The following is a 25,013-nucleotide window of genomic DNA, read 5'->3' as shown; positions in this document are numbered from 1 at the left end:
TCAGTCCAGTTCGGGAACGTCGCCGGCCAACACCGGCGCCATGTGCAGATACTTCGTGGTGCGGCGCTTGTTGCGGACGTCGTCGTAGACGGCCTGCGCGTGCGCCGGCGTGATGCCCAGGGCGATGGCGAGCTCGCTGGCGGGGCGGCCATGGTTGAGCGCCCAGATGGCGAGATCCATCTGCTGGTAGGGCAGGGCGAAGTAGAACTCGTCCTGGCCCTGGCTCAGGCTGTAGGTGTCGGTGGTCGGGATCGCGGCGCAGACGCGCTCCGGCAGGCCGAGGTGGCGTGCCATGCCGTAGACCTGCGACTTGTACAGGTGCGCGATCGGCTTGACGTCGGCCGAGCCGTCGCCATTCTTGACGAAGAAGCCCTGGTCGTACTCCACCCGGTTCGGCGTGCCGACGACGCCGTAGTTCAAGCGGTCGGCGTGGAAGTACTCCAACGTCTTGCGGATGCGCTGCTTGAAGTTGGTCGCGGCGACGATCGTCAGGTAGTCGGCCAGCGCGAGATCGCGCTCGTGCATGGCGCCATCCGGCGACTGCGCGATCAGGCGGAAGCGGTTGATGCGGCCTTCGGTGCCGCCGTCGATGACGATCTTGAACTTCCAGCCCTCGCCGTACTCGGGCAGGGTGTTGCGCACGGCTTCGTCGCGGGCGCGGTAGCAGCCGATCGCCGCCAGCGCAGGGGCGATGTCCACGGTCTCGGTCCGCACGCCGAGGTGCTCGGCCAGGATGCGCGCGCGCGCGGCGCTGTCGTCGGAGGAATCCTGTTCGGGCAGGATCAGCGTGAACACGCGGTCGGGCCCCAATGCGCGCACCGCGAGCGCGGCGCTGACCGAGCTGTCGATGCCGCCGGAGATCGCGACCACCAGGCCGCGCCGGTGCAGTTGGCGCGCGGTGATCTCGCGCAGGCGCGCCGCGATACGGTCGGCTTCGCTCTGGTAGTCGATGTCGAGGACATGGTGATCGAGCTGGCTCATGGTGTCGTGGTCTGCTCCGTCAGTTGGACGCGTCTTACCTTGCCGGATGCAGTCCGCGGCAGGGCTTCGACGAAGGTGATGTGTCGGGGAATCTTGTAAGCCGGCAGGCGTGCACGGCAGTGTGCCTTGATGCGGTCTTCCGCACGGGGGATGCATTCGTCCGCCACCACGAAGGCCTTGATGACCTGGCCCAGCGTGTCGTCGTCGATACCGACCACCGCCACTTCGCGGATACCGGCAAGTTCTGCGATGACTTCTTCCACGTCGTTGGGGTGTACGCGGTGGGCACCGGTCTTGATCATGTCGCTGCGTCGGCCCTGCAGGAACAGATAGCCGTCGGCGTCGACATGGCCGAGATCGCCGGTATGCAGCCAGCCATCGCGCAGGACTGCCCCGGTGCCGGCGGGATGGTTCCAGTAGCCCTGCATGATGCCGGGCCCACGCACGCAGACTTCGCCTGCTTCGCCCGTCGAGGCGGGGCTGCCGTCCTCGCGCAGGATGCGCCACTGCGTATCCTGCACCGGGATGCCGACCGAACCTCGCTTGTCGTCAAGCCGTTCCGGCGGGAGCCAGCTGATCCGCGATGTGGCTTCGGTCTGGCCGTACATCAGGAACAGGCGCGCATCCGGAAGCACGGCGCGGACACGGTCGGCCACGGCGGGCGCCATCGCACCTCCCGCCTGCGTCAGGTAACGCAGCGAAGACAGGTCGTGGCTGCGGCGCTCGAGCATGTCCATCAGCAACACGTAGGTGGACGGAACGCCGGAGAAGCCGGTCGCGCGGTGGCGCTGCAGCGCGTCGAGCACCTGGATCGGGAAGACCATGCCCGGGCCAAGCACGATGCACGCACCGCTGGCCAGGTGGGTATGCAGCACCGATGCGCCGTAGGCGTAGTAGAACGGCAGCACGCTGACGATCACGTCGTCGCGCGTCAGCTCCAGATAAGCGACGACGGCATCGGTGTTGGCGGCGAGATTGCCATGGCTCAGCATCACGCCCTTGGGCTCACCTGTCGTGCCCGAGGTGTAGAGCAGTTGTGCCAGCGTGTCGTCGGCATCGTCCTGCGGCCAGTCGTCGTCGCCCTCGGCACGTGGCAGGTCGTCGTCCGGGGACAGCGCGATCGCGCGTGGCATGGGGGCGGTGTCGTCCCATTGCGCCAGCGTCTGCTCCATGTCGCGATGGCCACTCTCATGCACCACGAAGCGCGCGCCGCAGTGGCGCAGCCAGGGCATGAAGTCGCGCGAGCGTGCCTGCGCATTCAGGGGCGCGGCGACGCCGCCGGCCAGCCAGATGCCATACAGCGCAACGGCGGCTTCGATCCTGTTCGGAAGCACCAGCGCCACGCGTTCGCCGGCCTGCAGGCCGGCCTCACGCAGGTGGTGCGCGAAGCCGGACGCTTGCGACCAGAAGCTGCCGTAGTCGATCGTGCGATCGCCCTCCACCATCGCGGTGCGTTGCGGCGTGGTACGTGCGATCCGCGCGAGTCGGGTGGCGAGGCGCTCCATGGCGACGGCGTACGGGACGGGTCAGCCGGCCAGCTTGCGCGAGACGAACGCGTCGACGGTCTGGATGGAATCGAAGTTGGCGGGAGTCATCTCCTCCGCCGCGATCTGCAGCTTGAACGCGTCCTCCAGGAAGAACACCAGCTCGTGGATCCCTGTCGAGTCGATGATGCCGCCCTGGATCAGCGAATCCTGATCGCCCACGGCGGAAGGGTCATCCGAGAAGAGAAAGTTCTGCAGGATGAAGGTTTTGATCTGCTGCTTCTGCGGCATGGTTTCCCCAACGCTTCTTGTTCCGTTGCTGCTCACATGAACGGCGGTTCCGCGTATCACCGGCCATCCGGATGAGGTGCTGGCCGCCGATCCGCCGGTGCTACCATCGCCGCCCAGTATCCGCGCCGACAGGAGTCCACGATGCGTTTCTCCCTGTGTCTGTTGGTCGTGGCGCTGGCGGCGTGCCGCCAGGCCGATCCCGTCGCCGCGCCCGCGGCGCCTCCCCGCTCGGTGCAGGATCCGGCGCCAACGGCCTACGCGTCGGAGAGGCAGGATTTCGTGGTGTCGGAACAGGTCGTCGGCCTCGACCATCCGTGGTCGCTCGCCTTCCTGCCCGGCGGCGGCATGCTGGTCACCGAACGGGCGGGGCGACTGCGCAGGATCGCCGCCGACGGCAGCGTGTCGGCACCCCTCACCGGGTTGCCCGAGATCTTCGTCGACGGACAGGCCGGCCTGCTGGACGTCGCACTGTCACCCGGTTACCCGCAGGACGGATGGGTCTACCTGGCCTTCGCCGAGCCCAATTTCCGCGGCAACAAGGCAGGGACTGCAGTCGTGCGCGGCAAGCTGCAGGGTGATGCGCTGGTCGAGTCGACCGTCGTGTACCGGCAGGAGCCCAAGCTCTCGCACGGCACCCATGTCGGCGCACGGCTGGTGTTCGACGACCAGGGCAACCTGTTCGTCACCCAAGGCGACAATCGCGTCGGTGCGGCCACGGCGCAGGAGCTGGACAAGCTCTCGGGCAAGATCGCGCGCATCCATCCCGATGGCACGGTGCCGGCCGACAATCCCTTCGTGTCGCGCGCAGGTGCCCGTGGCGAGATCTGGTCGTACGGACATCGCAACGTGCAGGGTGCAGCCCTGCATCCCGTGACGCGCCAGTTGTGGGCCACCGAACATGGGCCCATGGGCGGCGATGAACTCAACCTGCCCAAAGCCGGCCTCAACTACGGCTGGCCCGTGATCACGCACGGGATCGACTACAGCGGCCGGCCCGTACCGGGTTCACAGGGCAAGGCGGCGCCCGGCATGGAGCAGCCCCATCACGTCTGGGCGAAGTCCCCCGGTCTCAGCGGCATGGCGTTCTACACCGGCGACGCGTTGCCGGGCTGGAAGGGCAACCTGTTCCTGGGCGCGCTGGCTGACAAGGCGCTGATCCGCCTGGAACTGGACGGCGACCGCGTGGTGCACGAAGAACGCCTGCTGACCGAACGCAACCAGCGGATCCGCGATGTGCGGCAGGGGCCGGATGGCGCGCTGTACGTGCTGGTGGATGCGCCGGCACCCGACGGCAAGCTGCTGCGTATCGCCCCTGCGCCCGCCACACCCGCACCGGCACAGGCTGCGCCGCAGTAGCGCGCGAGGGTCAGCCGGCCGCGCTCGCAGCCGGCTTGCGCGCGATGAAATCCACGCTGGTGATGCACAGCTGCTCGGCCGGGACGTGGGCGAACTGCGGGTGCACGGGCGTGCCGGCGAGCTGGCGCATGCGTTCGGGCCGCGTCGTGGACGTGTCCAGGTCGATGTCGAATCCATGCCGGCGCGCACCTTCCACGAACCAGTGCGCGCGCAGGCGGTTCTGGTAGAGAAAGGCGTTGTTCCAGCGCTGCCACTGGTTGTCGGAATACTTCAGGTAGTGCAGCTGGTGGATGCTGCGGTCCACGTAGGCGTAATGGTCGCCGCAATTGACCGAATGGAACATCAGGCCGCGCGGCGACAGGATCCGCATGGATTCGGCATACATCGCATCGATCACATCCGGCGGCACGTGTTCGAGCACGCTGTTCGAGAACACCACATCGACATCGCCGTCCGGAAGCGCGGTGCGGGTGGCATCCGCCGGCGAGCGGTAATGGATCACGCTTCCACTGGCGGCGTCGAGGTCGGCACCCGCGCGCAGGCGGTCGAGCAGCTGCCGATGGCGCTGTTCGACGTCCGCGAGTGGAACTCCGGCGGCGGTGGCGATGCGGTCGAGGAAACGGCCGAGTACGTCCGCACAGCGCAATGTCAGGTCCATGCGCAGGTGCGGATTGAGATCGTACGTGGTCACGCGTGCGGCACCTGCCAGATAGCAGGCGAACGGGAACGTCGGGTACCACCCGGTACCGATCTCGAAGCAGCGGACGCCGGGCAGCACCACGCCGGCGCCGCGCAGGTGGCCGATCATGATTTCCCAGTCGTCCACCTTGGTCGCGAGTTCACCGTCGAAATCGCGCAGGCCGCCGAAGCGGCGCTGCAGGTGGAAGTGCAGCCCGTGCCCACCGGGCAGCGCGCCGAGAATTTTCTGGATGGTGCCCTTGACCCGCCAATCCATGCCTTGCTCCCCTCGAGATGTCCGAGTGTGCGTCCTACGCGACCGCGCCGGAAGGGTGTGCCGCCGGGAGGGGCGACAGGCGCGCCTCGACGGTCTGCCGGTGCACCAGCATCGTGGAAAGGATGCCCACGAATGCCTGGTTGTCGGCAAAGCCCGTCGCCCGTCCAAGCCGGCACTTCTCCACCAGCCGCGATACCGGCGCGGGGTCGAAATAGCCGGCATCGCGGATCGCATCGGGCGACAGCAGGTCGGCGACGTAGTCCAGCGGCTTGCCGTCGAAGAAAAAGCTCTGGCTGTCCGGTGCGCGGTACGGCTGCTTGGTCCGCTGCACGATATCCGGCGGCAGCAGTTCCGCCAGGGCGCGCCGCAGCAGGTACTTTTCCGTCATGCCGCGGATCTTGAAGCTGGGCGGCAGGCGGTTGGCGAACTCGATGACGCGATGGTCGAGGTACGGGAAACGGCCCTCGATCGAGTTCGCCATCGCCACCCGGTCGCCCTGCGAGGACAGCAGGTAGCCGGCCAGCAGCGACTTGGCTTCCACGTACTGGTCGCGCGCGAGATCGCTCCATCGCGCGATGTCCGGTGGCAGCGTGTGCTCGTACGCCTCCAGCGGGTCCCAGTGCGCGGCCGTGGTCCGCAGGTCCGGCGACAGGAAGGCGAAGGCGCGCTGCGAGGTGGTCCAGCGCGGCACGTGCGCGAAGATCGGCCGGTGGAGGTGCTCCATGCCCTGGCCGAAGAACGATTGCGCGAACGCGGGACTGCTCACCGGCGAGTTCTGCAGGTAGCCGTACAGCTTCTCCAGCAGGCGCGGTCGCAGGCGCGAGCCGGGCTGGCGCGCCCAGAAGCGTCGCACCTTGGCTTCCTTGAACAGGTCGTAGCCGCCGAACACTTCGTCGGCGCCTTCGCCGGTCAGCACGACCTTGTAGCCGTGCTGGCGCACACTGCCGGCCAGCAGCATCAGCGGGACGGGCCCGGTGCGCAGCACGGGTGTTTCCGTGTGGCGGATCAGGCGCGGAAACGCATTGCCGATGTCGCGGCGCGTGCACATCAGCGTGGTGTGGTCGGTGCCCAGGTGCCGCACCATTGCCTGCTGGTGCGCGCTTTCGTCGAACTCGCCATCCTCGAACGCCACCGAGAACGTGCGTACCGGCGTGTCGGTGAAGCCGCGGATCAGGGCGACGATGCCGGAGGAGTCGAGGCCGCCGCTGAGGTAGGCGCCCACCGGAACGTCGGCACGCAGCTGCAGGCGCACCGCATCGACCAGCAGTTCGCGCAGCTCCGCCGTGGCCTGCTCCAGCGTGAGCGGGTACCGTGAAGGCGATGTCGCGTCCGCGTCGGGGAACGTCCAGTCCCAATAGCGGCGCAGGTGCTGGCGCCCGTCGCGCTCCACCGTCAGCACATGCCCCGGTGGCAGGCTCTGCACGCCCTGGTAGAGCGTCTCCGGATCCACCGGGGCCCAGTAGGTCAGCGTCTGCAGCAACGCCTGCGGCTCGAGGTGCGCGCACTCCGGCAGTACCGCCAGCAGCGATTTCACTTCGGAGGCGAACCACAGGCGACCGCGCTGGCGGGTGTAGTACAGCGGACGGATGCCGGCCCGGTCGCGCGCCAGCACCAGGCGCTGGCGTTCGCTGTCCCACAAGGCGATGGCGAACTGGCCGTTGAGGTGATGGACGAAGTCCTCGCCGTAGCGGTCGTACAGATGCACGATCACCTCGGTGTCGGACTGCGTGTAGAACACGTGGCCCTTGTCCTCCAGCATCCTGCGCAGTTCGACGAAGTTGAATATCTCCCCGTTGAACACCGTCCACACGGTGCGGCGCGGATTGTGGATGGGCTGGTCGCCGGTGGACAGGTCGATGATCGACAGGCGCGCGTGTGCCAGTCCGATACTCGGCGCGGCGTGGAAACCGAAGCCGTCCGGGCCGCGGTGCGCCAGTGGCTGGATCATCCGCTCCAGCCAAGGCCGCGCCTCTGTCGAGACGACGCTGGGACCCATGAAACCCGCGATTCCGCACATGTGCTGCTTCCCCTGTCCGTGTTCTTGTCAGGCCTGGCCGGTGGCGTAGTACGCCCGGCCGGCATGCGTTTCGGCGACCGCTTCCCCGCAGGCATCCAGGGTTTCCCGGGCGACCTGCTCCCAATCCCGGGAGAAGCGCCGCGCGAGTGCGGCTTCGTCCCAGGTCCGTTCCAGTGCCTGCACCAGTGCGGCCGCCAGTGCGTCCGCATCGCGCGCCGGGACCAGCACGCCGTTGGCCGCATCCACGACTTCCGGGATGCCGCCGACAGGGGTCGCCACCACGGGCCTGCCGCACGCCAGCGCTTCGACCAGCACGTTCGGATGACCTTCCGAATAGCTGGGCAGCGTGACTACATCGGCGGCGACCATCCAGCGCGCCACTTCGGCGGGGGCCTGTGCACCGGCGAGTTGCAGCGGCAACGAGGGATCGGCGGCGAGCGCCGCGTCCAGCTCGCCCCGCAGGGGTCCTTCACCCACCAGCACCACGCGGGCGCGTGGCCGCTGCGCCACCAGGCGGCGCGACGCCTGCAGCAGTTCGCGCAGGCCCTTCTCGGCGACGAGACGTCCCACGTAAAGCACCACCTCGGCATCCTCCGCCACGCCGAGCGCGCCCCGCGCGGCGCTGCGGTCGCCGGGATGGAACAGACTGGCATCGCAGCCATTCGGAATCGCGCGGACACGATGCGGTTCGGCGCCGTAGCCCTCGACTGCGACGCGTCCCAGGTCTTCGCTGACCACCAGCAGCCGGCGCGCCGCGCGGACCACGGGTCGGGTCAGTCGGCGGCTGATGGCATCCCGTACGCGCAGGTCGGAGCCGCGCGCACCTGCGACGAAGGGGACGCCGGCCGCGCGTGCAGCCCGCATCGCGCCGTAGCCGTCCGGATACAGCCAGTAGGCCAGCACCACGTCAGGCGCGAAGGCGCGCAGCGGCGCGGCGAGCGCCCGTGCACACAGATGGCCATTGAAAGGACGGCTGATCGCCGGCAACGCGGGATAGCGCACATGGTCCACGTCGCAGCCGGGCGCGACCTGCGCATCTTCCACGGGGCGATACAGGTAGCTGCGCGGCTGTGCCCAGCGGGGATACGAAGCGACCGGGCTGATCACCTTCACCTCGGCGAGCCGCGACAGTTCGCGCGCGGTCTGGTAGACGGGGCGGCCGCGGTTGGGTTCGCCGGCGATCGGGAACTGGGAGGTGACGATCAGGATACGCATGCAGGAGCCGTGGAGGAGAGGCGGCCATGCTGTCCGCAGCACGGTGTGGTTGGCGTTATCAGAACCGAGTCATGCCGATGCAGGGGAACAGGGTGGGTCACGAAACGTCTACGCCCTCGCGGATGGTGGAACTGGACGCCCTGCGCGGTATCGCCGCTGTCGCCGTGCTGGGTTACCACTTCACAACGCGTTATCAGGAGCAGATAGGCCATGCCGGCGGCATGGCGCTGGACCTGCGGGTGGGCAAGTACGGCGTCTACCTGTTCTTCCTGATCAGCGGCTTTGTGATCTTCATGACGCTGGAGCGCACGCGCAACGCCATGGATTTCGTGGTGTCGCGCTTCTCCCGGCTCTTTCCGGGCTATTGGGCGGCCGTCCTGCTCACCGCCGCCGTGGTGTATGCCGCCGGGCTGTCGATGCAGCAGCTTCCGCTGGGGGCGCTGCTGCTCAATTTCACGATGGTGCAGGAGATCCTCGGTGCCGAGCATCTGGACGGGTCCTACTGGACCCTGCAGATCGAACTGTTCTTCTACGTGCAGATGCTGTTCTGGTTCGTGGTCGGCCAGCTCGGGCGCATCCACTGGATCATCGGCGGATGGCTGCTGTTGGCGACGGTCGAGGGCCTGTGCGAGAAGCATCACTGGCACTTCTCGTACTGGGTGCGGGAACTGCTGGTCCTGCGCTTCATTCCGTTCTTCGCGCTGGGCATTCTCTTCTATCGCATGCATCGCTATCCGGGCGAGTGGCGGCTCAACTTCGTGATGGTGCTGTTGGCGCTGCTGGCCATCGCGATCGGCGAACGGCCGGTGTTCCTGCCGGTGGCGCTGGCCTGCTGCGCGATCTTCGCGCTGTTCCTCCAGGGCGGGCTGGGATTCCTCGACACGCGCCTGTTCGTGTTCCTGGGCGGCATCTCGTATGCGCTGTATCTGGTGCACCAGGCCATCGGTTTCGTGGTGATCCATCAGCTGGAGCAGCGTGGCGTGCCGGCGTTGCTGGCGTGCGCGGTGGCCGCTGCGCTGTCGCTGGCCCTGGCGGTGGGCCTGAACCGTGGCGTCGAACGGCCGATGATGGCGTGGATGCGCGAAGGCTGGCGGCGGCGCGGGATGCGCCTGGAGACGACGTGAGCGATCATCCGGTCACCGGATACTCGCACCGGCACGGGACGCTTGCTTGAACGATCACCGAAAGATCTTTTCCGGCGCCGCACTCGGCATCATCGGCGGCCTGTCGGGGCGCGCCGTGGGCCTGGTAGGAACGCTGCTGATCGCACGCCACCTGACGCCCGACATCGTGGCCGAAGTGACCGTGGCCACGGTCATCGCGCTGACCGGCAACTGGATCGCCGCGTGGGGGTGCGGCCAGTATGTCGTGGTCCGTGGGGGCGAGGGCAGGGAGGCCATCTTCGCCGCGAGCATGGTGTACCTGCTTGCAGGCATCGCCATGATCGCAGTGCTCTGGTGGGCCACACCGACGCTCGCGCTTTGGCTGCAGGCCCCGCGGGTGGCCGACTACCTGCCTGGCGCCCTGCTGGGCATCGGTATCCGCCGCCTCGGCGCGATGCCGGACAAGCTGCTCGCACGCGAGCTGCGCTTCGGACGGATCGCGCTGGGCACCGCGCTCGGCGACGTGGCCTATGCGGTGGTGGCCGTCTCGCTGGTCAGCACGACCACGCTGGGCGGGCAGGCGATGATCATCGCCTTCATCGTCCAGTCCTGCGTCATTGCCGGCGCAACGATCACGGCCACGCGCCTGCGCGACTGGCTGCTGCCGGTGAAGGTATCCGCCGCACGGCTGCGCGACATTCTCCGCTTCGGCGCACTGATCACGGGCGAGATCGTCCTCAGCGAGGGTGCGCGCTACTGGGACAAGCCCTTGATGTTCCGGCTCGTGGGCGCGCATGACGCAGGCAGCTATGGCATGGCGTTCAACCTTGCGCAGTTGCCTGCGGTCTATGTGGGAGGGCATATCGGCACGGTGATGGTGCCGGCCGTGACGCGCGCGCCGCCACAGGAGCGGCCTGCACTGATGGTGCGTGCGCTGACGTTCGCGGCATTGCTCCTGTTCCCGATGTCGGCGGGCCTGGCGATATGCGCGCCCACCCTGGTCGCCGCGCTGCTGCCCCCGGCCTGGTCGCAGGTCGCGCCGTTGCTGGGCGTGCTCGCCCTCGCGTCGCTGCCCGGGACGGGCAGCTTCATCCTGTCCGCGTTCCTCGCGGCACATGCGCGCAATCATTGGCTGATGTGGATCGAGGTGGCGACGATGGCGACCCTGGTGTCGTCGTTGTGGCTGCTGTCGAAGGGCGGTGTGCTGATGGCGTCGGGTGCCATCGGCGTGGCTGCGCTCGTGCAGTGGCTGCTCACCGTGAGGGCATGCCGCGCCGACGGCCTGCGCCTGCAGGGGCTGGCGGCGCCCTGGCTGCGCATCGCGCTGGCGTGCGTGGTGATGGGAGCGGCCGTGCTGGCCTGGCGGTGGGCCACGCGGGCGCACCTGGCCATCGGCTGGCGGCTGGCGGGCGAAGTGCTGGTGGGCATGGTTGTGTATGGTGGTGCGATGTGGGGCGTCGGGCGCGACCTGGTCGGGGACGCGCTGGCGGGACTGGGGATGTCGCGTCGGCGACACCTCGAAGATCGGGTGCGAGAAGGGGAAAGCACACCATGATTCATTTCGATGCCATCGCCTTGCTGCGACGGCCGGCGGCGAAGCAGTGCACGATGGCGCTGTCGGAGGAGCAGCGCTTCGTCGAACTGCGGGAAGCGGACATGGACCGCCTGGTGGCAGCGTACCGCGCGAACGGCATGTCGGGGAAACCGGAACGCATCCTGCGGCGCTATCGCCACGGCATGCGCTGCTTCGGCATCCTCGAGGGCGAGGAACTGGTGGCATGGTTCTGGGCGCTGCATGGCGTGCCGCGCTACATGGACGAACTGGCGTGGCAACTGCCGCTGACACCCTCCCAGGTATGGCTGCGCGATGCGTTCGTGGTACCCAGGCGGCGCGGGCGGCGCCTGCTGGTGGCGATGATGGGGCAGGGGATGAGCGTCGAATCCACGCCGATGGAGTATTTCTCCGACGTGAGCGTGTCCAACCGGCCGTCGTTGCGGGCCCACGACGCGATGGGCTTCAGTCGGTATGCGACGGTACGCAGCCTGCGGATTGGCGACGCATGGTTCTGGCGCAGCCTGCCACCGGAGGAATTCCCGGCGCCGACCATGATCAGGCCTGCGCAGCGCCGCCTGCGCTTGACGGCCGAAGAGATCGCCTGGCACCGCGAACAGATCGCGTGATGCCGGGCGGCGTCAGTTGTCGTGTCCCCGCCTGTACGCGAGCGGGCGCAACGGGCGCGCCGCCGCGATCAATCCGCGCGGCAGCCCGCCTGCGTGCAGGATGCCGGAGGCCATGGGTTGGCGGTCGGGCAGCAACTCGCCCATGTAGGAATCTTCGTGGGCCTGGCTGTCGAACAGGGCCAGCCCGGGCCATCGCCCGTCCAGGGCCTGCAGCAGGTGCCATTCGTTGAGTTTGCCGGGGCTGGCGTTGGCGAAGTCCGCATCCCAGCCCGTCTTGAATCCGCTCAATGCATTGCCGCACAGCAGGTTGCTGCTGGACGCCACCACGCGGTCGCCGCACAGCGTTTCCACGAACACCATGTGGCCGCGATCCGCCAGGCGCGCGCTGGCTTCCAGGAAGAACGTGCGCTCCGCGCCGGATGCGAGCATCGAGCTGCCCTGTGCGCCCTTCCAGCCCGCATCCTCCAGGGTCAGGTGGCGGCTGGCCGCATGGGAATCGGCCTCACGCCCTTCGAGGATGCGCAGGCTGACATCGCCGCGTTCCTGCAGTCGACGCGACCGTCGACGCAGGTCCTTCGCCACGTTCGGCCGGACCCGCGCGGCGGCCGGCACATCACCCGGAATGCGGCGCAGTACCGGTCTGCGCGAGAAGCCGGTCTGGCTCCAGCGCAGTCCGGTTCCCTCGCGCAACGCCGCCCACAGTTCGCCGTCGGCGGCGACGTTGTGCCACACGATCGCGCGCTCGCGCCAACTGCCCCGGTGCATCAGGCGGGCGAAAGCCCCGGCGATGGCGCCGGCCTCGCCCGGCAGGTGCAGGATGCCGGACTGGAACGCATGCAGATGCCGATACGCGCGCCAGTGCGGCACCGGCACGAACAGATTGGCGGCGCGTCGCTGCAGGCAGGTCAACGCCAGCAGATCGCTTCCGCGCTCGATGGTCAGTACCACCGGAGGCGCATCCGGCGTCAGCCAGCGTGCGGCCGCCTGCACGAAACCCGGCAGCAGGAAGGGCACGGAGGCCGCAGTGGCACGCGCCAATCCGTCCCAGGCTTCGAAGTCGGCCGCGGTGAGTTCGTCGAGCGTCCGCAGCCGCGTGCGCAACATGCTCACGGCAGGACCTCCTGGCCATGCCGGCGGCGGTACAGGTCGACGATGCGTGCACGCCAACCCACCCGGTCCACCGACAGCCATGCCATGCGGCCTTCGGCCATGGCCAGTGAGCGCTTGTACTCGGCGTTGCCGGCCATCAGTTCGTAGCGGTCGAAGCCATGGCCGGCGAACTCGTTGATGGCCGTGCTGAGCAGCAGCAGTCCCGGGCTTCCCGTGCCGCCGATCTGCCGGTAGTTGATGCCGGCCTGGTAGAAATACGCGATGCCGCGCCAGACCAGGTGGTACAGGTAGCCCACGATGGTGCCGCCCGCCTCAAGGCGCATGAGATGGACGCCGGTCTCCTGCGTGGAGGCCGCGATCAGGGCGTGGTGGAACGCGATGATGCGCGGATCGGCGAACGCGCCCTGTTCGCCGGAATCCTCGTCCCAGTGCGCCTGGTGCAGACGGACCAGTTCGTCGAAGAATTCCAGCCGGTAGGCGAGCGTCACCGCCGTGCAGCAGGCCAGTGGGCCGAACTGGTCGATCAGCTTGCGAGCCGTGCGGCGCAGGTTGGCGCGCGTGCGGCTGCCCGGCACGGTGGTGACGTAATCCTGGTGGCCCAGGCGCAGGCCGGCCAGATCGACATACGGGGTCGCGCTGCTGGTCCGCTGCAGGCGAAGGCGCGGTGAGCGCAATCGCTCCAGCGGGAGCGCGTCCATGTCGATGCCCGGCAGGTAGAGGGTCAGCCAGTGGCGCTCACGGCGTTCGAAGTGGTCGACGCAGGCGACCAGCACATCGTCCTCGTGTCCCGCGAGCGACAGCACGCCATTGAACTCGACGGTGATGCTGTCCGCCACGCGATCACCGACCTGGTGCAGGCGCACATGCTTGAGCCCCAATGCGAACCAGCGCCGCTGTTCCACCACGATACCCAGGCCGACCACACGGCCCTCGACATGCACCGACAGCAGGCGCGCGCGCCGCAGCGGGCACAGGGTACGAAGCCAGGTGCCGATCCACATCCAGCTCTGGAAGAAGCTGCCACGCGATTGCTGCTCGAGGGCCCGCCATTGCGTTTCCAGCAGGTCCAGCGGGGGCAGCGGCTCCACCCGCACGTCATACCGGGCAGACGGCGTCACGCTGTCACCCGAACGTCGCATCCAGTCCCCTCTCCACGCCCACCCGCGGGGTCCAGCCCAGGCCGGTGCGTGCGGCCGTGGTGTCGAAGTTCGCCAACGGCCGCAGCGAGCGCACGCGATAGCGTGTCAGCGGCACGTCGCGGCGCAGGATCCTGCCCAGTTGCTCCACGCCGAAGCCCAGCGTCATGAACATCCAGCGCGGAACCCGCACGACCTTCACTTCGTCGCCGAACTTCCGCGTGCAGCGGGCCAGGTAGTCGGCCTGGGTGATGTGCGAGGTGTCCACCACGTTGAACAGCGGGTGCGCCGGTGCCGGTGCGTCGGCCGCGCACAGCAGTGCGTCCACCACGTCGTCCACGTACACCAGCGGCAAGGCCTGCGCGCCGTCGCCGACGGCGACCCAGCGACCGGCCAGGGCGATGACGCCGTTCGGGGTGACCTTCTCGGCGCCGGGCCCGAATATCTGGCCAGGACGCACGACGATGGCGGGCAATCCCCGCTGCGCCACCGCATCCAGCACCATGCGTTCGGCCGACAGCTTGGTCTGGGTGTAGGCACCGCGCCAGTCGGGATGCGGCTCCAGCGGCGACGATTCGGTCATCACCGCGTTCACGTCGCGCCCGGCGTGGTCGAACACGCTCATCGAGCTGACGTACACCAGCCGCTTCACCGAAGCGTCGACGCAGGCATCGACGATGTTGCGCGTGCCCCAGACGGTGCCGGCCTCGAAGTCGCGCGGTCCACCACGCATCGCGGCGCCCACGTGGTAGACCAGCGGCACGCCGTCGACGGCATGGCGCACGATGCGCGGGTCGCCCAGGTCGCCGATGACGGTCTGGATATCCTTGTCCTGCGCGAAAGCCGCCACCGGGCGACGCACCAGCACGCGCACCGTCCTGCCCTGTTCGCGCAGGCGTGCGACGACGCGCTTGCCGAGGAAGCCGGCGGCGCCGGTGACCAGCACGTCCGCCGGCGGAAGCGCGGCGTAGCGCGCTTCCAGCAGCGCGATGCGCTCAGCATCAGGGTCTGCGCAGACCGGTTCCAGCAGCTGCGCGATACGCAACGCGTCCTCGCCCGTGAAGGGAGGAGATGCATTGTCGCGCGCGGCGCGTGCGAACTCCGCCGCGCCCCGCCGGATGCCGGGTGACGGCTTGAGCATGCCGGTGGCGAACCGCACCACGTTCCATGGCACGCGGAACACGTCCTTGCATGCACTGGCGAAGGCGTTGATCACGATGCCGATGAACTTCGGCCCGGGCAGCACCCGATGGATGCGGCATGTCTGCAGGAAGCGGTCCACCTCGATCGTGCCACGCGTGCCGCGCACGAACACGCGGTTCTCCATCGGCCGGGCGTTCCACGACAGCAGCAGGCGGCCCACGCCATCGCGCGCCATCGCATGCGCCTGCCATTCGTCGAAGTGCAGGTTGGGGTCGGTGCCGCGGGCCTGGCAATCCACCCGCAGTTCGCGCACCGGCCCGAGGCAGGCTTCCAGGGTATACAGGCCATGCACGCCCAGGTCGCGGAACGGATACGAGCCCTGGGTGACCGAGCCCGGCAGCGGGCCACCGGCATACGGCGGATATTCCGAGTTGCGCACGATCTCCACCGACACCACGTCGCCGATGCGTCCATCGCGCACGGCCTGCATGGCCTGCATGAGCACGGGATCGAAGAGGTCGGAGTGGTTCACGCCGAGTTGCAGCTTGCGCGTGCGCGCGGCGGCGATCATCGCCTCGCAATCGGCCACCGTATCGGCCATCGGCTTTTCCACCAGCACATGGCAGCCCATGTCCATCGCCCGCAGGGCGATGGCGGCATGGAAGGCGGGCGGCGTCAGCACATAGACCGCCTGGGGACGCTGGTCCGCCAGTTCGTCCAGATGGGCCGCGACGCGCGGCACCTTGAAGCGGTCGGCCAGCGCCTGCGCCGCGGTGAGGTTCGGGTCGCAGATGCCGACGACGTCGACGAAATCCAGCTCGGCCAGGGCGGCGAGGTGATGGGTGGCGACATAGCCCGCGCCGACGATGGCAACGCGCAGGCGGGTGGAAGCGGGAACGGTCATGGGGCAGGGGTCATCATGGAGGTATGTGGTCGGTGATCGAGCGCGTGGGTCACGGTGGCCAGCACGTCCTCGACCCGGCGGTCCCAGGTCTGCGCCGCCACGGCGGCGACGCGTTCGTCGGCGGCCTCGCGGCTGTCGTCGCGCAGTGCCTGCTCGAGGGCGGCGAGGAAGCCGCCCCGGTCTTCCGCAATGCGGACCCACTGCGCGAACTTCGCGATCTCGGGGTTGTACGTGCTCACCACGGGCTTGCCGGTGGCCAGGTACTCGCGCAGCTTGAGCGGGTTGGCGTTGGCGACCTGGCGGTTCATCCGGTACGGGATGATGGCGGCGTCGAACGCCTTCGCCCATTGCGGAAGCGTGGGGTAGGGTTGGGGGCCGGCCAGCCGCACATTGGGCAGTGCCCGCAGCGAAGACACATCGACCGCCGGATGGCCGACCAGCAGGAAGCTCCATTGCGGGCGCTGTTGCGCCAGCCATGCGATCAGCTCGATGTCGATCCATTCGTGGATCGAGCCGATGTAGCCGACCACGGGCCCCTTCAGGTCGCGTGCGCCTTCCGCCACGGGCGTGTCGGGCATGCGCGCGGTGAGGAACAGGTCGAGGTCCACGCCGTGCGGGGCGTACGTGGCCGTGGGGTTGAGCGCCTGTTTGAGGGGCAGCAACGACGGTGGCGCGACGAACAGCTGGTCGGCCTCGCGGCTGAGCGCCTCGTCGCGGCGACCGATCAGGTCGGCATCCACGCCGGGATGCGCTGCATAGTCGTCGATGCAGTAGTACACGCAGAAGTCCTCGCCCAGGCGGTGCGCGAGGAAGCCCGGGTGGGGGACGACGAACCACGACAGGTAACGGGTGATGCCGACCATGCGCAGCGCGCGACGCACGGCCCAGCGGCTGAAGAGCCGGTTGAAGAGCTCCACGCCGGGAATGCGCCGGAACGGCAGCTGCGGCACGGTGCAATGCCAGAAGCCCTCGCGGATCGGTACCGGCGGCCGCAGCGCGGCGGCCAGCTTGCGCCATGCGCGCTTGAGGTCGCGCCCGGAGGTGTTGGGCGCCCGCATGCCCGGGGAGTCCACGTAGAGTACGGGCATGCGGTTCGCCAGGCGCGTGGCGACGTGATGGCTGCTGGTGCGGTTCTCCGCGTTCCAGTCGTTGCCGAAATAGACCACGCCGCGCCCCTGCAGCGCGGTGGACGGATCACTCATCACGCCACCAGCCGATGAGCCAGGCGGTGCCGCCATGATGGATCCAGGTCTTCTGCAGGCCGGGAATGGCCTCGACGTGCGGCCCCACGCGACCGCACGCCGGCGCGAAGAACGTCACCAGGCCGCAGCGGCCGAGATGGCGCATGCGGGCGATCGTGGCCGCAGGATCGCTCAGGTAGTAGAGCACCTCGCAGGCGGTGACGAGGTCGAAACGGTGGCGTTCGTCGCCCCACGGTTGCTGGAACAGGTCGGCGGCGGCGAAGTGCGCCTGCGGCAGGCGAAGGCGCGCGCGTTCCACCGCGGCAGCACTGACATCCAGGCCGTACTGTTCGTCGCTGAGGCGGGCCAGATGCTGGGTCTGGTGTCCTTCGCCACATCCGATCTCGAGTACCGAACCCACGCGCCCGAACGCCTGCTCGATGACACGGTTGGTGGCTTCGAAGCGCGTGCGCTCCATGGCCGAGTCCATGTTCCATGGATCCTCGACGCGATAGGCCAGATCCAGGCGCGCATGGTTGTCGTTGCCGCCCACGCCGCGCAGCGCATATTTCATCCACAGGCGACGCTGGGCCTTCTTCAGCAATCGGGCGGTATCACTCCACATTCGCGTGTCCTCTTTCCTTGTCCGCTCAGCCGCACGCGGCCGGGCCGCGTGGGCCCTCGGTTGCCTGGTGCGCGGAGTCACGTCCTGCGGGCAGCGGACGCGAAGGTGCGCTGTACCAGCCGGTGATCCTGTCGCATTCGATGTCGACCCACGAAGGGCCGTAATGCCAGCGCGCAGCATGCTCGGTTGTCGGCTCGCCCAGGATCCTGCGCGCCTGCCCGGTGTCCATGCCCAGTTCGAGCTGCCGCGCGGCGCGTGGCTGCCATGCCGCGGCGGAGGCATCGCCGGGGCCGGCGGGATCGAGGGTGGGGATGGCGGTGCGGTTGGCGCCCAGCCAGTACAGCAACGCGGCGACCAGGGCGCCGATCAGCAGGTAGCGGCGTGAACGGGGCGGCGCGGGTGTTTCGTCGTACGCGGGCATGTCGTGGGCGACGGGTTCGGCCTGGGCCGGGGCGTGCATGCTGCGCCGGGGTGCGGAGGCGCCCGGCAGCCGTCCATGCACGCGGTGGAAGTCGAGGGTCGCTTCGTACAGGCGATTCAGGCGCTGCAGTCGCGGCAGGTCCGAGGCATCGCCCTGCATGTCCGGGTGCAGGGCCGCCACGCGCCGGCGATAGGCCTGCTTGAACGCGGCCATGCCGCATTCCGCGTCCAGCCCCAGCTCTTCGTACATGCTGACGAAGTCGGTATCGTCCGACATTGGTGACGCGCCCCTGTATCGCCGTCGGCGCCTTCTTGGCGCGTGATGTCTGCTTTCCCAGCTATACGCGTTCCGGGGCGCGATCCGGCCAGTCCAGGGGCTGGCCGCGCGCGCCGGCTTTCTACGTATTCACCAGCACAGGCAAGGTTGCCGAACTGCGGATGATGATGACCAGGGGATCATCGATGAGCGTCGCGGCGCGCGTGGGGCGCCGGCAGCTGTTGGCACGCTGGTGCCATCGGCTTGGCGCGCTGCCATTGCTGAAGCGCGTGAGGCCGGGGGCGCACGGAGAAGTGCGCGTGCTGGCGTATCACCGCGTGCTGGAGTCGTCCGACCCGAAGGGTTTCAGTTTCGATCCGGAGTTGATCAGCGCGTCCGCGGACGTCTTCCGCCAGCAGATGCAGCACCTGAAGGCGAATTTCGTGCCGATGCGCTTCGACGAGGTGCTGGACCATCTCGACCGCCGCAGGCCATTGCCCGCAGGAGCCACGCTGGTCACCTTCGACGACGGCTACGACGACAACTACCGCATCGCGTTCCCGATCCTGCGCGACCTGGGCATGTCGGCGATGTTCTTCGTGTCCACGGGCCACATCGATTCCGGGCGGCCGTACGCGTACGACTGGCTGGTGCACATGCTGTGCTCGGTGCCCGACGGCGCGCGCCTGCAGGTGCCCGAACTGGGTATCGACTGGGGGTTGGAAGCCACACTGACGGAGCGCCGGCGCCAGGCTTCCGACCTGCTGTACCGGGTGAAGCTGCTGGATGACGACGAGCAGGCGGCACTGGTCGCCCGGCTGGAAACCACCTGGGGCATCCCGCGCACCGTGGGTCACCCGGATTGCCGGCCCATGACCTGGGACCAGCTGCGCGAGATGCAGCGTGGTGGCATGGAGATCGGGTCGCACGGCGTGGACCACCGCATGCTGGCGAAGCTGCCGCTGGAGCGCATGGTGGGCGAGGTACGCGAATCCAAGATCGCGCTGGAGCGCGAACTGGGCGTGCCCGCGCGGGTCATCTCGTATCCCGTGGGTGGGCCCGATGCGTTCAACCACGACACGGTCGAGGCGGTTCGCGCAGCGGGCTTCGGGCTGGCGTGCAGCTACGTGGCCGGCGTTGGCCGGCTGGGGCCGGGCACGCAGTTCTCGCTGCCCCGCCTGCCGGTGGAACGGCACATGGACATGCCGTGGTTCCAGGCGATGATGGCGCTGCCGGAGCTGTTCACCTACGCCTCGCGGCTGCGCACGGGCTGAGGCAGGGAGCGACAGGGGACCATGTTCTTTTTCTTGTTGGTGTACCTGATCCTGGTGCTGATCAGGCCACAGGATTACCCGGCGGTGGCCGAATCGCCCGGCCCGCCCCTGCAGTCCATCGCGCTGGTGCTGGCGGCGGGCCTGTGGGTGTTCTCGCAGCGCAAGTCGTTCAACCAGCCGCAGTACCTGCTGATCCCGATCTTCCTCTTCATCGCCATGGTGTCCAAGGTGGTGAACGGCTGGGCGGGCGGTGCGCTGTTCGTGTTCTTCGTGTTCGCCCCCGTGCTGCTGGCCTACGTGCTGCTCGCCAATGCCGTGGATACGCGCAAGCGCATGCAGGTGGCGATGGGGGTGTTCATCGTGTGTGCGTCGGTGCTGGCGGTGCACGGCATCGACCAGGCCAGCACGGGCATCGGCTGGACCGGCGTCGAGCTCTCGCAGGGCACGCGCATCCAGTACGTGGGCATTTTCAACGACCCCAACGACCTGGGCATGCTGTTCGTGATGTGCCTGCCGATGGCCTTCTATCTGAGCGCACAGGGTGGCTGGCTGGGGCTGAAGCGGCTGTTCTGGTGGACCGCCATCGTGTTGCTGGTCTGGGGCTGCTACCTGACCAATTCGCGCGGCACGCTGCTGGCGCTGGTGGCGATGCTGGGCGTGTACGTCTGGCGCACGCGCGGCCTGTTCCTGGCGGGCCTGATGGGCGCCGGCGCACTGGGAGGGCTGATGATGCTGCCCTCGCGCATGCAGGAAATGGATGTGTCCGAAGCCTCCGCGATGGGACGCGTCGAATCGTGGTACGAGGGCATCCAGATGTTCATCGGCAGCCCTGTGTTCGGCATCGGTGCCGGCGGCTACTCGGACCTGCATGAACTGACGGCGCACAACTCCTTCGTCCTGGTGCTCGCGGAAACGGGCATCGTGGGCTTCACCGTCTGGCTGGCGATCGTGGGCTACTGCTTCCGCATGATGCTGGCCATCGTGAACCGCGGCGACGACATCATCGACGACGTGCCGCTCGAGGTGCCCGACGATATCGCGCTGAAGGAATGGAGGACCGACAAGGCCTTGAGCCTGAGCCTGCTGTTGTCGCTGACCGGCTTCTTCACGGCGGCGTTCTTCCTCAGCCGCAGCTACGTGATCATCCTGTACCTGCTGGTCGCGCTGGTCGTCGGCCACTACACGCGCATGCGGTCCACGTACCCCAGCCTGCCGCAGTTCTCGCTCGACAGGGACATCATCCGCTGGCCCCTTATTGCCGTAATCGGCGTTATCGGGCTGTATCTGACCGTGAAGGTCCTGTTGGCCCTGGCATGAACTCCCGCTCGCGCACGCTCAGCAACACCCTGTTCTCCTCGGTGGGCATGTACACCGAGTACGTGCTGGGCATGCTGACGTCGATCATCATCGCCAGGCACCTGGGACCGGAGGGTTTCGGCACCTACAGCCTGGTGATCTGGCTGGTGGCGATGGGCGTGGCGACCACCAACTCGGGCACGGCCAGTGCGGCGATCAAGTTCATCGCCGAACTGCGCGGATCCGGGCACCTCGAACAGATCCCCTACGTGCTCACCTACCTGCGGCGCGCGCAGCGGGTGTTCATGCTGTTCGTGCTGCTGGCGGGCGCCGCGTTGTTCATCTTCGCCGGCGACCATGTCGCGCCCGGCATGAACCACACGCTGCTGCTGGGGTTCCTGATCCTCGGCGTGGTGCTGCGCTCGTCGTACATGTTCAACATCGGGGTGGCGAAGGGCTTCGAGAACTTCCGCGCCACCGCGATCGTGGCGCTGGTGTCCACCCCCATCAACCTGCTGCTCGTCATCGCGGCGTGGCAGCTGGACGCGCCGGTGGAATGGCTGCTGGCGGTGTTCTCGCTGTCGGGCATCGTCTTCTACGTGGTGTCGCTGCGGCAGATCCGTCCGCTGCTTCCGCCACGCCAGCCCGGCGTGGTGCTGCCGCCGACACTGCGTGCGCGCATCGGCCACCACATGCGCTGGACGGCGCTGACCGTGTCGGTCAGCTTCCTGGTGGCCAGCGAGGTGGAGGTGATGTTCCTCAACCTGTACGCGGACAGTCACGATGCCGGCCAGTTCAAGGTGGCCTACCAGTTGGCGGTCGGCGCGGCGGCGCTGGTGCCGGGGGTGTTCGGTGCGCTGCTGCTGCCGATGATGGCGAGCGCGCTCAGCCAGGGCAGGGAAGTCGCGGCGCGGCGCTTCGCCGGCACCACGCATTACCTGTCGCTGCTGGCGACGCCGCTGATGGCGTTCGGCCTGGTGTTCGGCGACGACGTGATCCACCTGTTGTACGGACCCGAATACTGGGCGGCGGGCCCGCTGTTCTCCGCCTGCCTGTTCGCCACGTGCCTGACCACGATGGCGCAGGGGGCCTCCAGCATGCTGGTCAGCGCGGACCGGCAGCGCAGCATCCTGGTGCTGGCGGTGACCAGCGGCGTGCTGAAGCTGACGCTGTCCGCCGTGCTGATCGCGCACTTCGCCCTGGTGGGCGCGGTGATCGGTTACCTCACCGTGGCCCTGGTGAACGCCACGTTGTACATCTCGCTTGCGATCCGGGTCAGCCACGCACGGCTGGCCTGGGGCGCGCTGGGGCGCGTGCTGCTGGCGGGCGCGCTGGCAGCGGCGCTGGCGTGGCCGTTGCGGGGGCATCTGGTGCCCTGGGCGGCGGTCCTGCTGGGGGGCGTGCTGCTGGTGCTGTCGTATGCGCTGTTCACGCTCCTGCTGCGCTGCTGGAGCCGCGACGACATCGAGCACCTGCAACTGCTGCACCGCCGCTTCGCCGCGGGTCGTCCGCGCATGGGCGCGCGCCTGCTGGCGTGGGCCCACGAACGTGCGGGGGAAGGCGCCTCATGACGGGTCTCTACGAACCCCTGTTCCGCCACGTGCTTTTCCCCGCGTACGAATCCGGCTTGCGCGGGCGCAAGACGCTGTCGTACCTGCGCGAGTACGAGCGCCAGCAATGGCTGGCGCCGGAGCAGATCGATGCGCTCCAGTGGCAGAAGCTGCAACACCTGCTGCGCCATTGCTGGGAGCACGTGCCCTACTACCGGGAAACCTGGGCCGGGCTTGGCATTGCCGCGCCGGAGGACATCCGCGATCCCGCGCACTACGCCCGGCTACCCGTGCTGGACAAGCCCACGATCCGCGCCAATTTCGAGCGCTTGATCGCCGGCCCGCAGCGGGCCGGCCTGCTCTACAAGACCACCGGCGGCTCGACCGGCGAACCCCTGAAGTTCGGCTACACGCGCGATAGTTATGAGCGCCGCGTCGCGATCATGTGGCGTGGCTACGGATGGGCCGGTGCACGGCTGGGGCAGCGCACCCTCTACCTGTGGGGCACGCCGCTCGGCGCGCAGAAGCGCAAGGACCTCCTGTACCACGGCGCCTTCAACCGCCGCATGCTCAATGCCTTCGAGATGGACCGCACGCGCATGGCGGAGTACGCCGATGCGATCGACCGTTTCCGGCCCGAAACCATCGTGTCCTACGTCGCGCCCATCGTGGAGATGGCGGACTGGCTGATCGCCAGCGGTCGCCGGTTGCATGCGCCGCTGCGCATCCTGGGTGCCGCCGAGGCGCTGCATGACGCGCAGCGCACGCGCATCGAACAGGCCTTCGGCGCGCCGGCCTACAACACCTACGGCTGCCGCGAGTTCATGCTGATCGCCGCCGAATGCGAGCACCGCGATGGTCTGCACGTCAACGCGGACCATCTGAAGGTGGAACTCGGCCATGGCGAAAGTGCCGGTGGGGAAGGGCCGCGCGAACTCGTGATCACCGACCTGCACAACCTGGGCATGCCGCTGCTCCGCTACGTCAATGGCGACCTTGCCACGCCCGGCCATGGCCGCTGCGCTTGCGGACGCGGACTGCCGCGACTCGCGCGCGTGGATGGACGCAAGCTGGATGCGTTGCGCACCCGTGATGGCCGGTTCGTGCCGGGCGAGTACGTGGTGTATGCCTTCCTGGGCGCGACCGGCATCCGGCGCTACCAGGTGGTGCAGAAGCAACTGGATGCATTCGAGATCCTGATCGTGCCGGACGCAGGCTTCGATGCCGGCATCATCGAGCATGTGCGGAGCGAACTGGTCAAGGTCGTGGGCGACAGTGTCGCCCTGAACTTCCGCCTCACGGACGAGATCCCGCTGACGCCCAGCGGCAAACAGCGGGTCACCGTGTCGGAACTTGGAGGGTAGGAAGAGCGTGGAGATCGTGCATTTCGTCGAGAACCTTGACCGGGGCGGGCTGGAACGCACCGTGGTGGACCTGATCGCGAGCCAGCGCGAGGCGGGTCACCAGTGCCGGGTCATCTGCCTGTTCAAGCTGGGCCTGCTGGCCAGGGAACTGCTGGCCAGCGGTGTCCGGGTAGACGCCTGCGGCAAGCAGCCTGGCCTGGACCTGCGCGCGCTGCGTCGCGCACGCGCGTTGCTGCGGCAGTCGCCCAACGCCGTCATCCACACGCACAACGCCATGGCGCACTACTACGCGGTGATGGCGTCGCTGGGCTTGCCCGTGAAGTGCCGCATCAACACCCGCCACGGCATGGGCGGTCGCTCGCGCAGCGGTCGCCAGGAATGGCTGTACCGGCAGAGCATGCGCTTCACCGACTACGCCGTCGCGGTATGCGAAGCCGCACGCGAGCGCTTCGCAGAAGAAGGCGTGCATCCGCGGCATGGCCTGCTGGCGGTGCCGAACGGCATCCGTCTGGAGCGCTTCCGTTCCGCTGGCCCGGATGCACGCCAGACGCTTGCCACCGAACTTGGCTGGCCCGCGGGCAGCCGGATCATCGGAACCGTGGGGCGCCTGCAGCCGGTGAAGGACCACGCGTTGTTGCTGCGCGCCTTCGCCAAGGTGCGCATGCAGGTGCCGGAAGCCGTACTCGCCATCGTCGGCGACGGCCCGTTGCGCGAGGCGCTGGAGGCGCAGGCCACGCAGGCCGGACTGGCGGACGCGGTCAGGTTCCTCGGTGACCGCCATGATGTGCCGCGCCTGCTCATGGGCATGGAAGTGTTCGCGCTGTCGTCGTCCAGCGAAGGCTATTCGATCGCGCTGCTGGAGGCGTGCGCGGCCGGACTTCCGATCGTGGCCACGGATGTGGGTGGCAACCGCGAGATCGTCCGCGAGGGTGTGAACGGCCGGCTGGTGCCGTCGGGCGATGCGGCCGCGCTCGCCACGGCGTTGATCGCGCTGCTGCGCGGCGGCGACCGTGCCGCGACGATGGGCCGGGCAGGGCAGGCGTGGGCGCAGGCGGAAGCTTCGTTCCGCACCATGGCCGAGCGTTACCATGGCCTCTACGAGGATGATGGCCAGGACATGTCATCCGGTGCGATGGCCGTGCAGGGACGCATCTCATGAAACTTTGCGCTT

21 protein-coding genes are annotated in these 25,013 nt (G+C 68.3%); 9 read left to right on the top strand and 12 right to left on the bottom strand.

Annotated elements, in window-relative coordinates:
• From nadE to ACIPRS_RS11310, 3 genes are read right to left on the bottom strand one after another with little or no spacing between them, the layout of a single operon-like run.
• Nucleotides 1-981 carry an NAD(+) synthase gene (gene nadE / locus ACIPRS_RS11320; RefSeq protein WP_192201511.1) on the bottom strand — a complete coding sequence of 327 codons (981 nt, stop codon included), beginning with the start codon at nt 979-981 and terminating at the stop codon, nt 1-3.
• Nucleotides 978-2,486: a class I adenylate-forming enzyme family protein gene (locus ACIPRS_RS11315; protein WP_446538621.1), complete on the bottom strand. Its 1,509-nt coding sequence runs from the start codon at nt 2,484-2,486 to the stop codon at nt 978-980. Before ACIPRS_RS11315 ends, nadE begins: the two co-directional genes overlap by 4 nt.
• Before the next feature lie 21 nt (nt 2,487-2,507).
• On the bottom strand, nt 2,508-2,756 hold the full coding sequence (locus tag ACIPRS_RS11310; protein ID WP_142124353.1) for an acyl carrier protein: 249 nt from the start codon (nt 2,754-2,756) through the stop codon (nt 2,508-2,510).
• A 141-nt stretch (nt 2,757-2,897) separates the two neighbouring features.
• On the opposite strand from ACIPRS_RS11310, the gene ACIPRS_RS11305 reads away from it, so the two are divergent.
• Nucleotides 2,898-4,112, top strand: coding sequence for a PQQ-dependent sugar dehydrogenase (locus ACIPRS_RS11305; RefSeq protein WP_446538620.1), 1,215 nt, complete (start codon nt 2,898-2,900; stop codon nt 4,110-4,112).
• 10 nt (nt 4,113-4,122) lie between these two features.
• On the opposite strand, the gene ACIPRS_RS11300 is transcribed toward ACIPRS_RS11305, so the two are convergent.
• Genes ACIPRS_RS11300 through ACIPRS_RS11290 form a run of 3 tightly spaced genes read right to left on the bottom strand, consistent with a single transcriptional unit; the run spans nt 4,123 to nt 8,299 of the window.
• On the bottom strand, nt 4,123-5,067 hold the full coding sequence (locus ACIPRS_RS11300) for a methyltransferase domain-containing protein (RefSeq protein ID WP_446538619.1): 945 nt from the start codon (nt 5,065-5,067) through the stop codon (nt 4,123-4,125).
• 34 nt (nt 5,068-5,101) lie between these two features.
• A complete protein-coding gene (gene asnB / locus ACIPRS_RS11295; RefSeq protein WP_446538618.1) occupies nt 5,102-7,084 on the bottom strand; it encodes an asparagine synthase (glutamine-hydrolyzing) in 1,983 nt (660 codons plus the stop codon).
• A 27-nt stretch (nt 7,085-7,111) separates the two neighbouring features.
• Nucleotides 7,112-8,299 (bottom strand): glycosyltransferase, encoded by a 1,188-nt coding sequence (locus ACIPRS_RS11290; protein ID WP_446538617.1) that lies wholly within the window; start codon nt 8,297-8,299, stop codon nt 7,112-7,114.
• Between the two features lie 92 nt (nt 8,300-8,391).
• On the opposite strand from ACIPRS_RS11290, the gene ACIPRS_RS11285 reads away from it, so the two are divergent.
• The 3 genes from ACIPRS_RS11285 to ACIPRS_RS11275 are packed head-to-tail and all read left to right on the top strand — an operon-like array spanning nt 8,392 to nt 11,583.
• Nucleotides 8,392-9,423, top strand: coding sequence for an acyltransferase family protein (locus ACIPRS_RS11285; RefSeq protein ID WP_446538616.1), 1,032 nt, complete (start codon nt 8,392-8,394; stop codon nt 9,421-9,423).
• A gap of 46 nt (nt 9,424-9,469) precedes the next feature.
• A complete protein-coding gene (locus ACIPRS_RS11280) occupies nt 9,470-10,957 on the top strand; it encodes an oligosaccharide flippase family protein (protein ID WP_446538615.1) in 1,488 nt (495 codons plus the stop codon).
• Nucleotides 10,954-11,583, top strand: coding sequence for a hypothetical protein (locus ACIPRS_RS11275; RefSeq protein WP_337731093.1), 630 nt, complete (start codon nt 10,954-10,956; stop codon nt 11,581-11,583). Before ACIPRS_RS11280 ends, ACIPRS_RS11275 begins: the two co-directional genes overlap by 4 nt.
• Nucleotides 11,584-11,595: 12 nt before the next feature.
• Here the strand turns inward: ACIPRS_RS11275 and ACIPRS_RS11270 are convergent, their stop codons facing one another.
• The 6 genes from ACIPRS_RS11270 to ACIPRS_RS11245 are packed head-to-tail and all read right to left on the bottom strand — an operon-like array spanning nt 11,596 to nt 18,379.
• Nucleotides 11,596-12,687 (bottom strand): GNAT family N-acetyltransferase, encoded by a 1,092-nt coding sequence (locus ACIPRS_RS11270; protein ID WP_446538794.1) that lies wholly within the window; start codon nt 12,685-12,687, stop codon nt 11,596-11,598.
• Nucleotides 12,688-12,689: 2 nt separating this feature from the next.
• Nucleotides 12,690-13,811, bottom strand: coding sequence for a GNAT family N-acetyltransferase (locus ACIPRS_RS11265; protein WP_446538614.1), 1,122 nt, complete (start codon nt 13,809-13,811; stop codon nt 12,690-12,692).
• A gap of 4 nt (nt 13,812-13,815) precedes the next feature.
• The gene (locus ACIPRS_RS11260) at nt 13,816-15,876 is read right to left on the bottom strand and encodes an NAD-dependent epimerase/dehydratase family protein (protein ID WP_446538613.1); all 2,061 of its coding nucleotides are present in this window, start codon (nt 15,874-15,876) and stop codon (nt 13,816-13,818) included.
• Nucleotides 15,873-17,078, bottom strand: a complete 1,206-nt coding sequence (locus ACIPRS_RS11255; protein WP_446538612.1) for a glycosyltransferase — start codon at nt 17,076-17,078, stop codon at nt 15,873-15,875. The genes ACIPRS_RS11260 and ACIPRS_RS11255 overlap by 4 nt, the downstream gene beginning before the upstream one ends.
• Nucleotides 17,071-17,682 (bottom strand): class I SAM-dependent methyltransferase, encoded by a 612-nt coding sequence (locus ACIPRS_RS11250; protein ID WP_185742035.1) that lies wholly within the window; start codon nt 17,680-17,682, stop codon nt 17,071-17,073. The genes ACIPRS_RS11255 and ACIPRS_RS11250 overlap by 8 nt, the downstream gene beginning before the upstream one ends.
• Before the next feature lie 25 nt (nt 17,683-17,707).
• Nucleotides 17,708-18,379, bottom strand: a complete 672-nt coding sequence (locus tag ACIPRS_RS11245; RefSeq protein ID WP_446538611.1) for a hypothetical protein — start codon at nt 18,377-18,379, stop codon at nt 17,708-17,710.
• A 185-nt stretch (nt 18,380-18,564) separates the two neighbouring features.
• Here ACIPRS_RS11245 and ACIPRS_RS11240 point away from each other — a divergent pair, with 185 nt between their 5' ends.
• Genes ACIPRS_RS11240 through ACIPRS_RS11220 form a run of 5 tightly spaced genes read left to right on the top strand, consistent with a single transcriptional unit; the run spans nt 18,565 to nt 25,001 of the window.
• Nucleotides 18,565-19,632, top strand: coding sequence for a polysaccharide deacetylase family protein (locus ACIPRS_RS11240; RefSeq protein ID WP_446538610.1), 1,068 nt, complete (start codon nt 18,565-18,567; stop codon nt 19,630-19,632).
• A 21-nt stretch (nt 19,633-19,653) separates the two neighbouring features.
• Complete coding sequence (locus ACIPRS_RS11235) at nt 19,654-20,949, top strand: O-antigen ligase family protein (RefSeq protein WP_337731087.1); 1,296 nt, start codon at nt 19,654-19,656, stop codon at nt 20,947-20,949.
• A complete protein-coding gene (locus ACIPRS_RS11230; protein WP_337731086.1) occupies nt 20,946-22,499 on the top strand; it encodes an oligosaccharide flippase family protein in 1,554 nt (517 codons plus the stop codon). The genes ACIPRS_RS11235 and ACIPRS_RS11230 overlap by 4 nt, the downstream gene beginning before the upstream one ends.
• A complete protein-coding gene (locus ACIPRS_RS11225; protein ID WP_446538609.1) occupies nt 22,496-23,842 on the top strand; it encodes a phenylacetate--CoA ligase family protein in 1,347 nt (448 codons plus the stop codon). The genes ACIPRS_RS11230 and ACIPRS_RS11225 overlap by 4 nt, the downstream gene beginning before the upstream one ends.
• A 7-nt stretch (nt 23,843-23,849) precedes the next feature.
• Nucleotides 23,850-25,001, top strand: coding sequence for a glycosyltransferase (locus tag ACIPRS_RS11220; protein WP_192201495.1), 1,152 nt, complete (start codon nt 23,850-23,852; stop codon nt 24,999-25,001).
• Nucleotides 25,002-25,013 lie beyond the last annotated feature (12 nt).

This window comes from Pseudoxanthomonas sp. LARHCG66 (genome assembly GCF_052871755.1).
Note: the sequence above shows the minus strand (reverse complement) of the source record. Positions and strands in the feature narration are given on the sequence as shown.

Excerpts from the sequence above, each read along its gene's own strand:
- ACIPRS_RS11230 (WP_337731086.1), top strand. The coding sequence starts at position 20,946 with ATGAACTCCCGCTCGCGCACGCTCAGCAACACCCTGTTCTCCTCGGTG.
- ACIPRS_RS11275 (WP_337731093.1), top strand. The coding sequence starts at position 10,954 with ATGATTCATTTCGATGCCATCGCCTTGCTGCGACGGCCGGCGGCGAAG.
- asnB (WP_446538618.1), bottom strand. The coding sequence starts at position 7,084 with ATGTGCGGAATCGCGGGTTTCATGGGTCCCAGCGTCGTCTCGACAGAG.
- ACIPRS_RS11225 (WP_446538609.1), top strand. The coding sequence starts at position 22,496 with ATGACGGGTCTCTACGAACCCCTGTTCCGCCACGTGCTTTTCCCCGCG.
- ACIPRS_RS11315 (WP_446538621.1), bottom strand. The coding sequence starts at position 2,486 with ATGGAGCGCCTCGCCACCCGACTCGCGCGGATCGCACGTACCACGCCG.
- ACIPRS_RS11255 (WP_446538612.1), bottom strand. The coding sequence starts at position 17,078 with ATGAGTGATCCGTCCACCGCGCTGCAGGGGCGCGGCGTGGTCTATTTC.
- ACIPRS_RS11250 (WP_185742035.1), bottom strand. The coding sequence starts at position 17,682 with ATGTGGAGTGATACCGCCCGATTGCTGAAGAAGGCCCAGCGTCGCCTG.
- ACIPRS_RS11245 (WP_446538611.1), bottom strand. The coding sequence starts at position 18,379 with ATGTCGGACGATACCGACTTCGTCAGCATGTACGAAGAGCTGGGGCTG.
- ACIPRS_RS11300 (WP_446538619.1), bottom strand. The coding sequence starts at position 5,067 with ATGGATTGGCGGGTCAAGGGCACCATCCAGAAAATTCTCGGCGCGCTG.
- ACIPRS_RS11290 (WP_446538617.1), bottom strand. The coding sequence starts at position 8,299 with ATGCGTATCCTGATCGTCACCTCCCAGTTCCCGATCGCCGGCGAACCC.
- ACIPRS_RS11235 (WP_337731087.1), top strand. The coding sequence starts at position 19,654 with ATGTTCTTTTTCTTGTTGGTGTACCTGATCCTGGTGCTGATCAGGCCA.
- ACIPRS_RS11310 (WP_142124353.1), bottom strand. The coding sequence starts at position 2,756 with ATGCCGCAGAAGCAGCAGATCAAAACCTTCATCCTGCAGAACTTTCTC.
- nadE (WP_192201511.1), bottom strand. The coding sequence starts at position 981 with ATGAGCCAGCTCGATCACCATGTCCTCGACATCGACTACCAGAGCGAA.
- ACIPRS_RS11260 (WP_446538613.1), bottom strand. The coding sequence starts at position 15,876 with ATGACCGTTCCCGCTTCCACCCGCCTGCGCGTTGCCATCGTCGGCGCG.
- ACIPRS_RS11305 (WP_446538620.1), top strand. The coding sequence starts at position 2,898 with ATGCGTTTCTCCCTGTGTCTGTTGGTCGTGGCGCTGGCGGCGTGCCGC.
- ACIPRS_RS11270 (WP_446538794.1), bottom strand. The coding sequence starts at position 12,687 with ATGTTGCGCACGCGGCTGCGGACGCTCGACGAACTCACCGCGGCCGAC.
- ACIPRS_RS11240 (WP_446538610.1), top strand. The coding sequence starts at position 18,565 with ATGAGCGTCGCGGCGCGCGTGGGGCGCCGGCAGCTGTTGGCACGCTGG.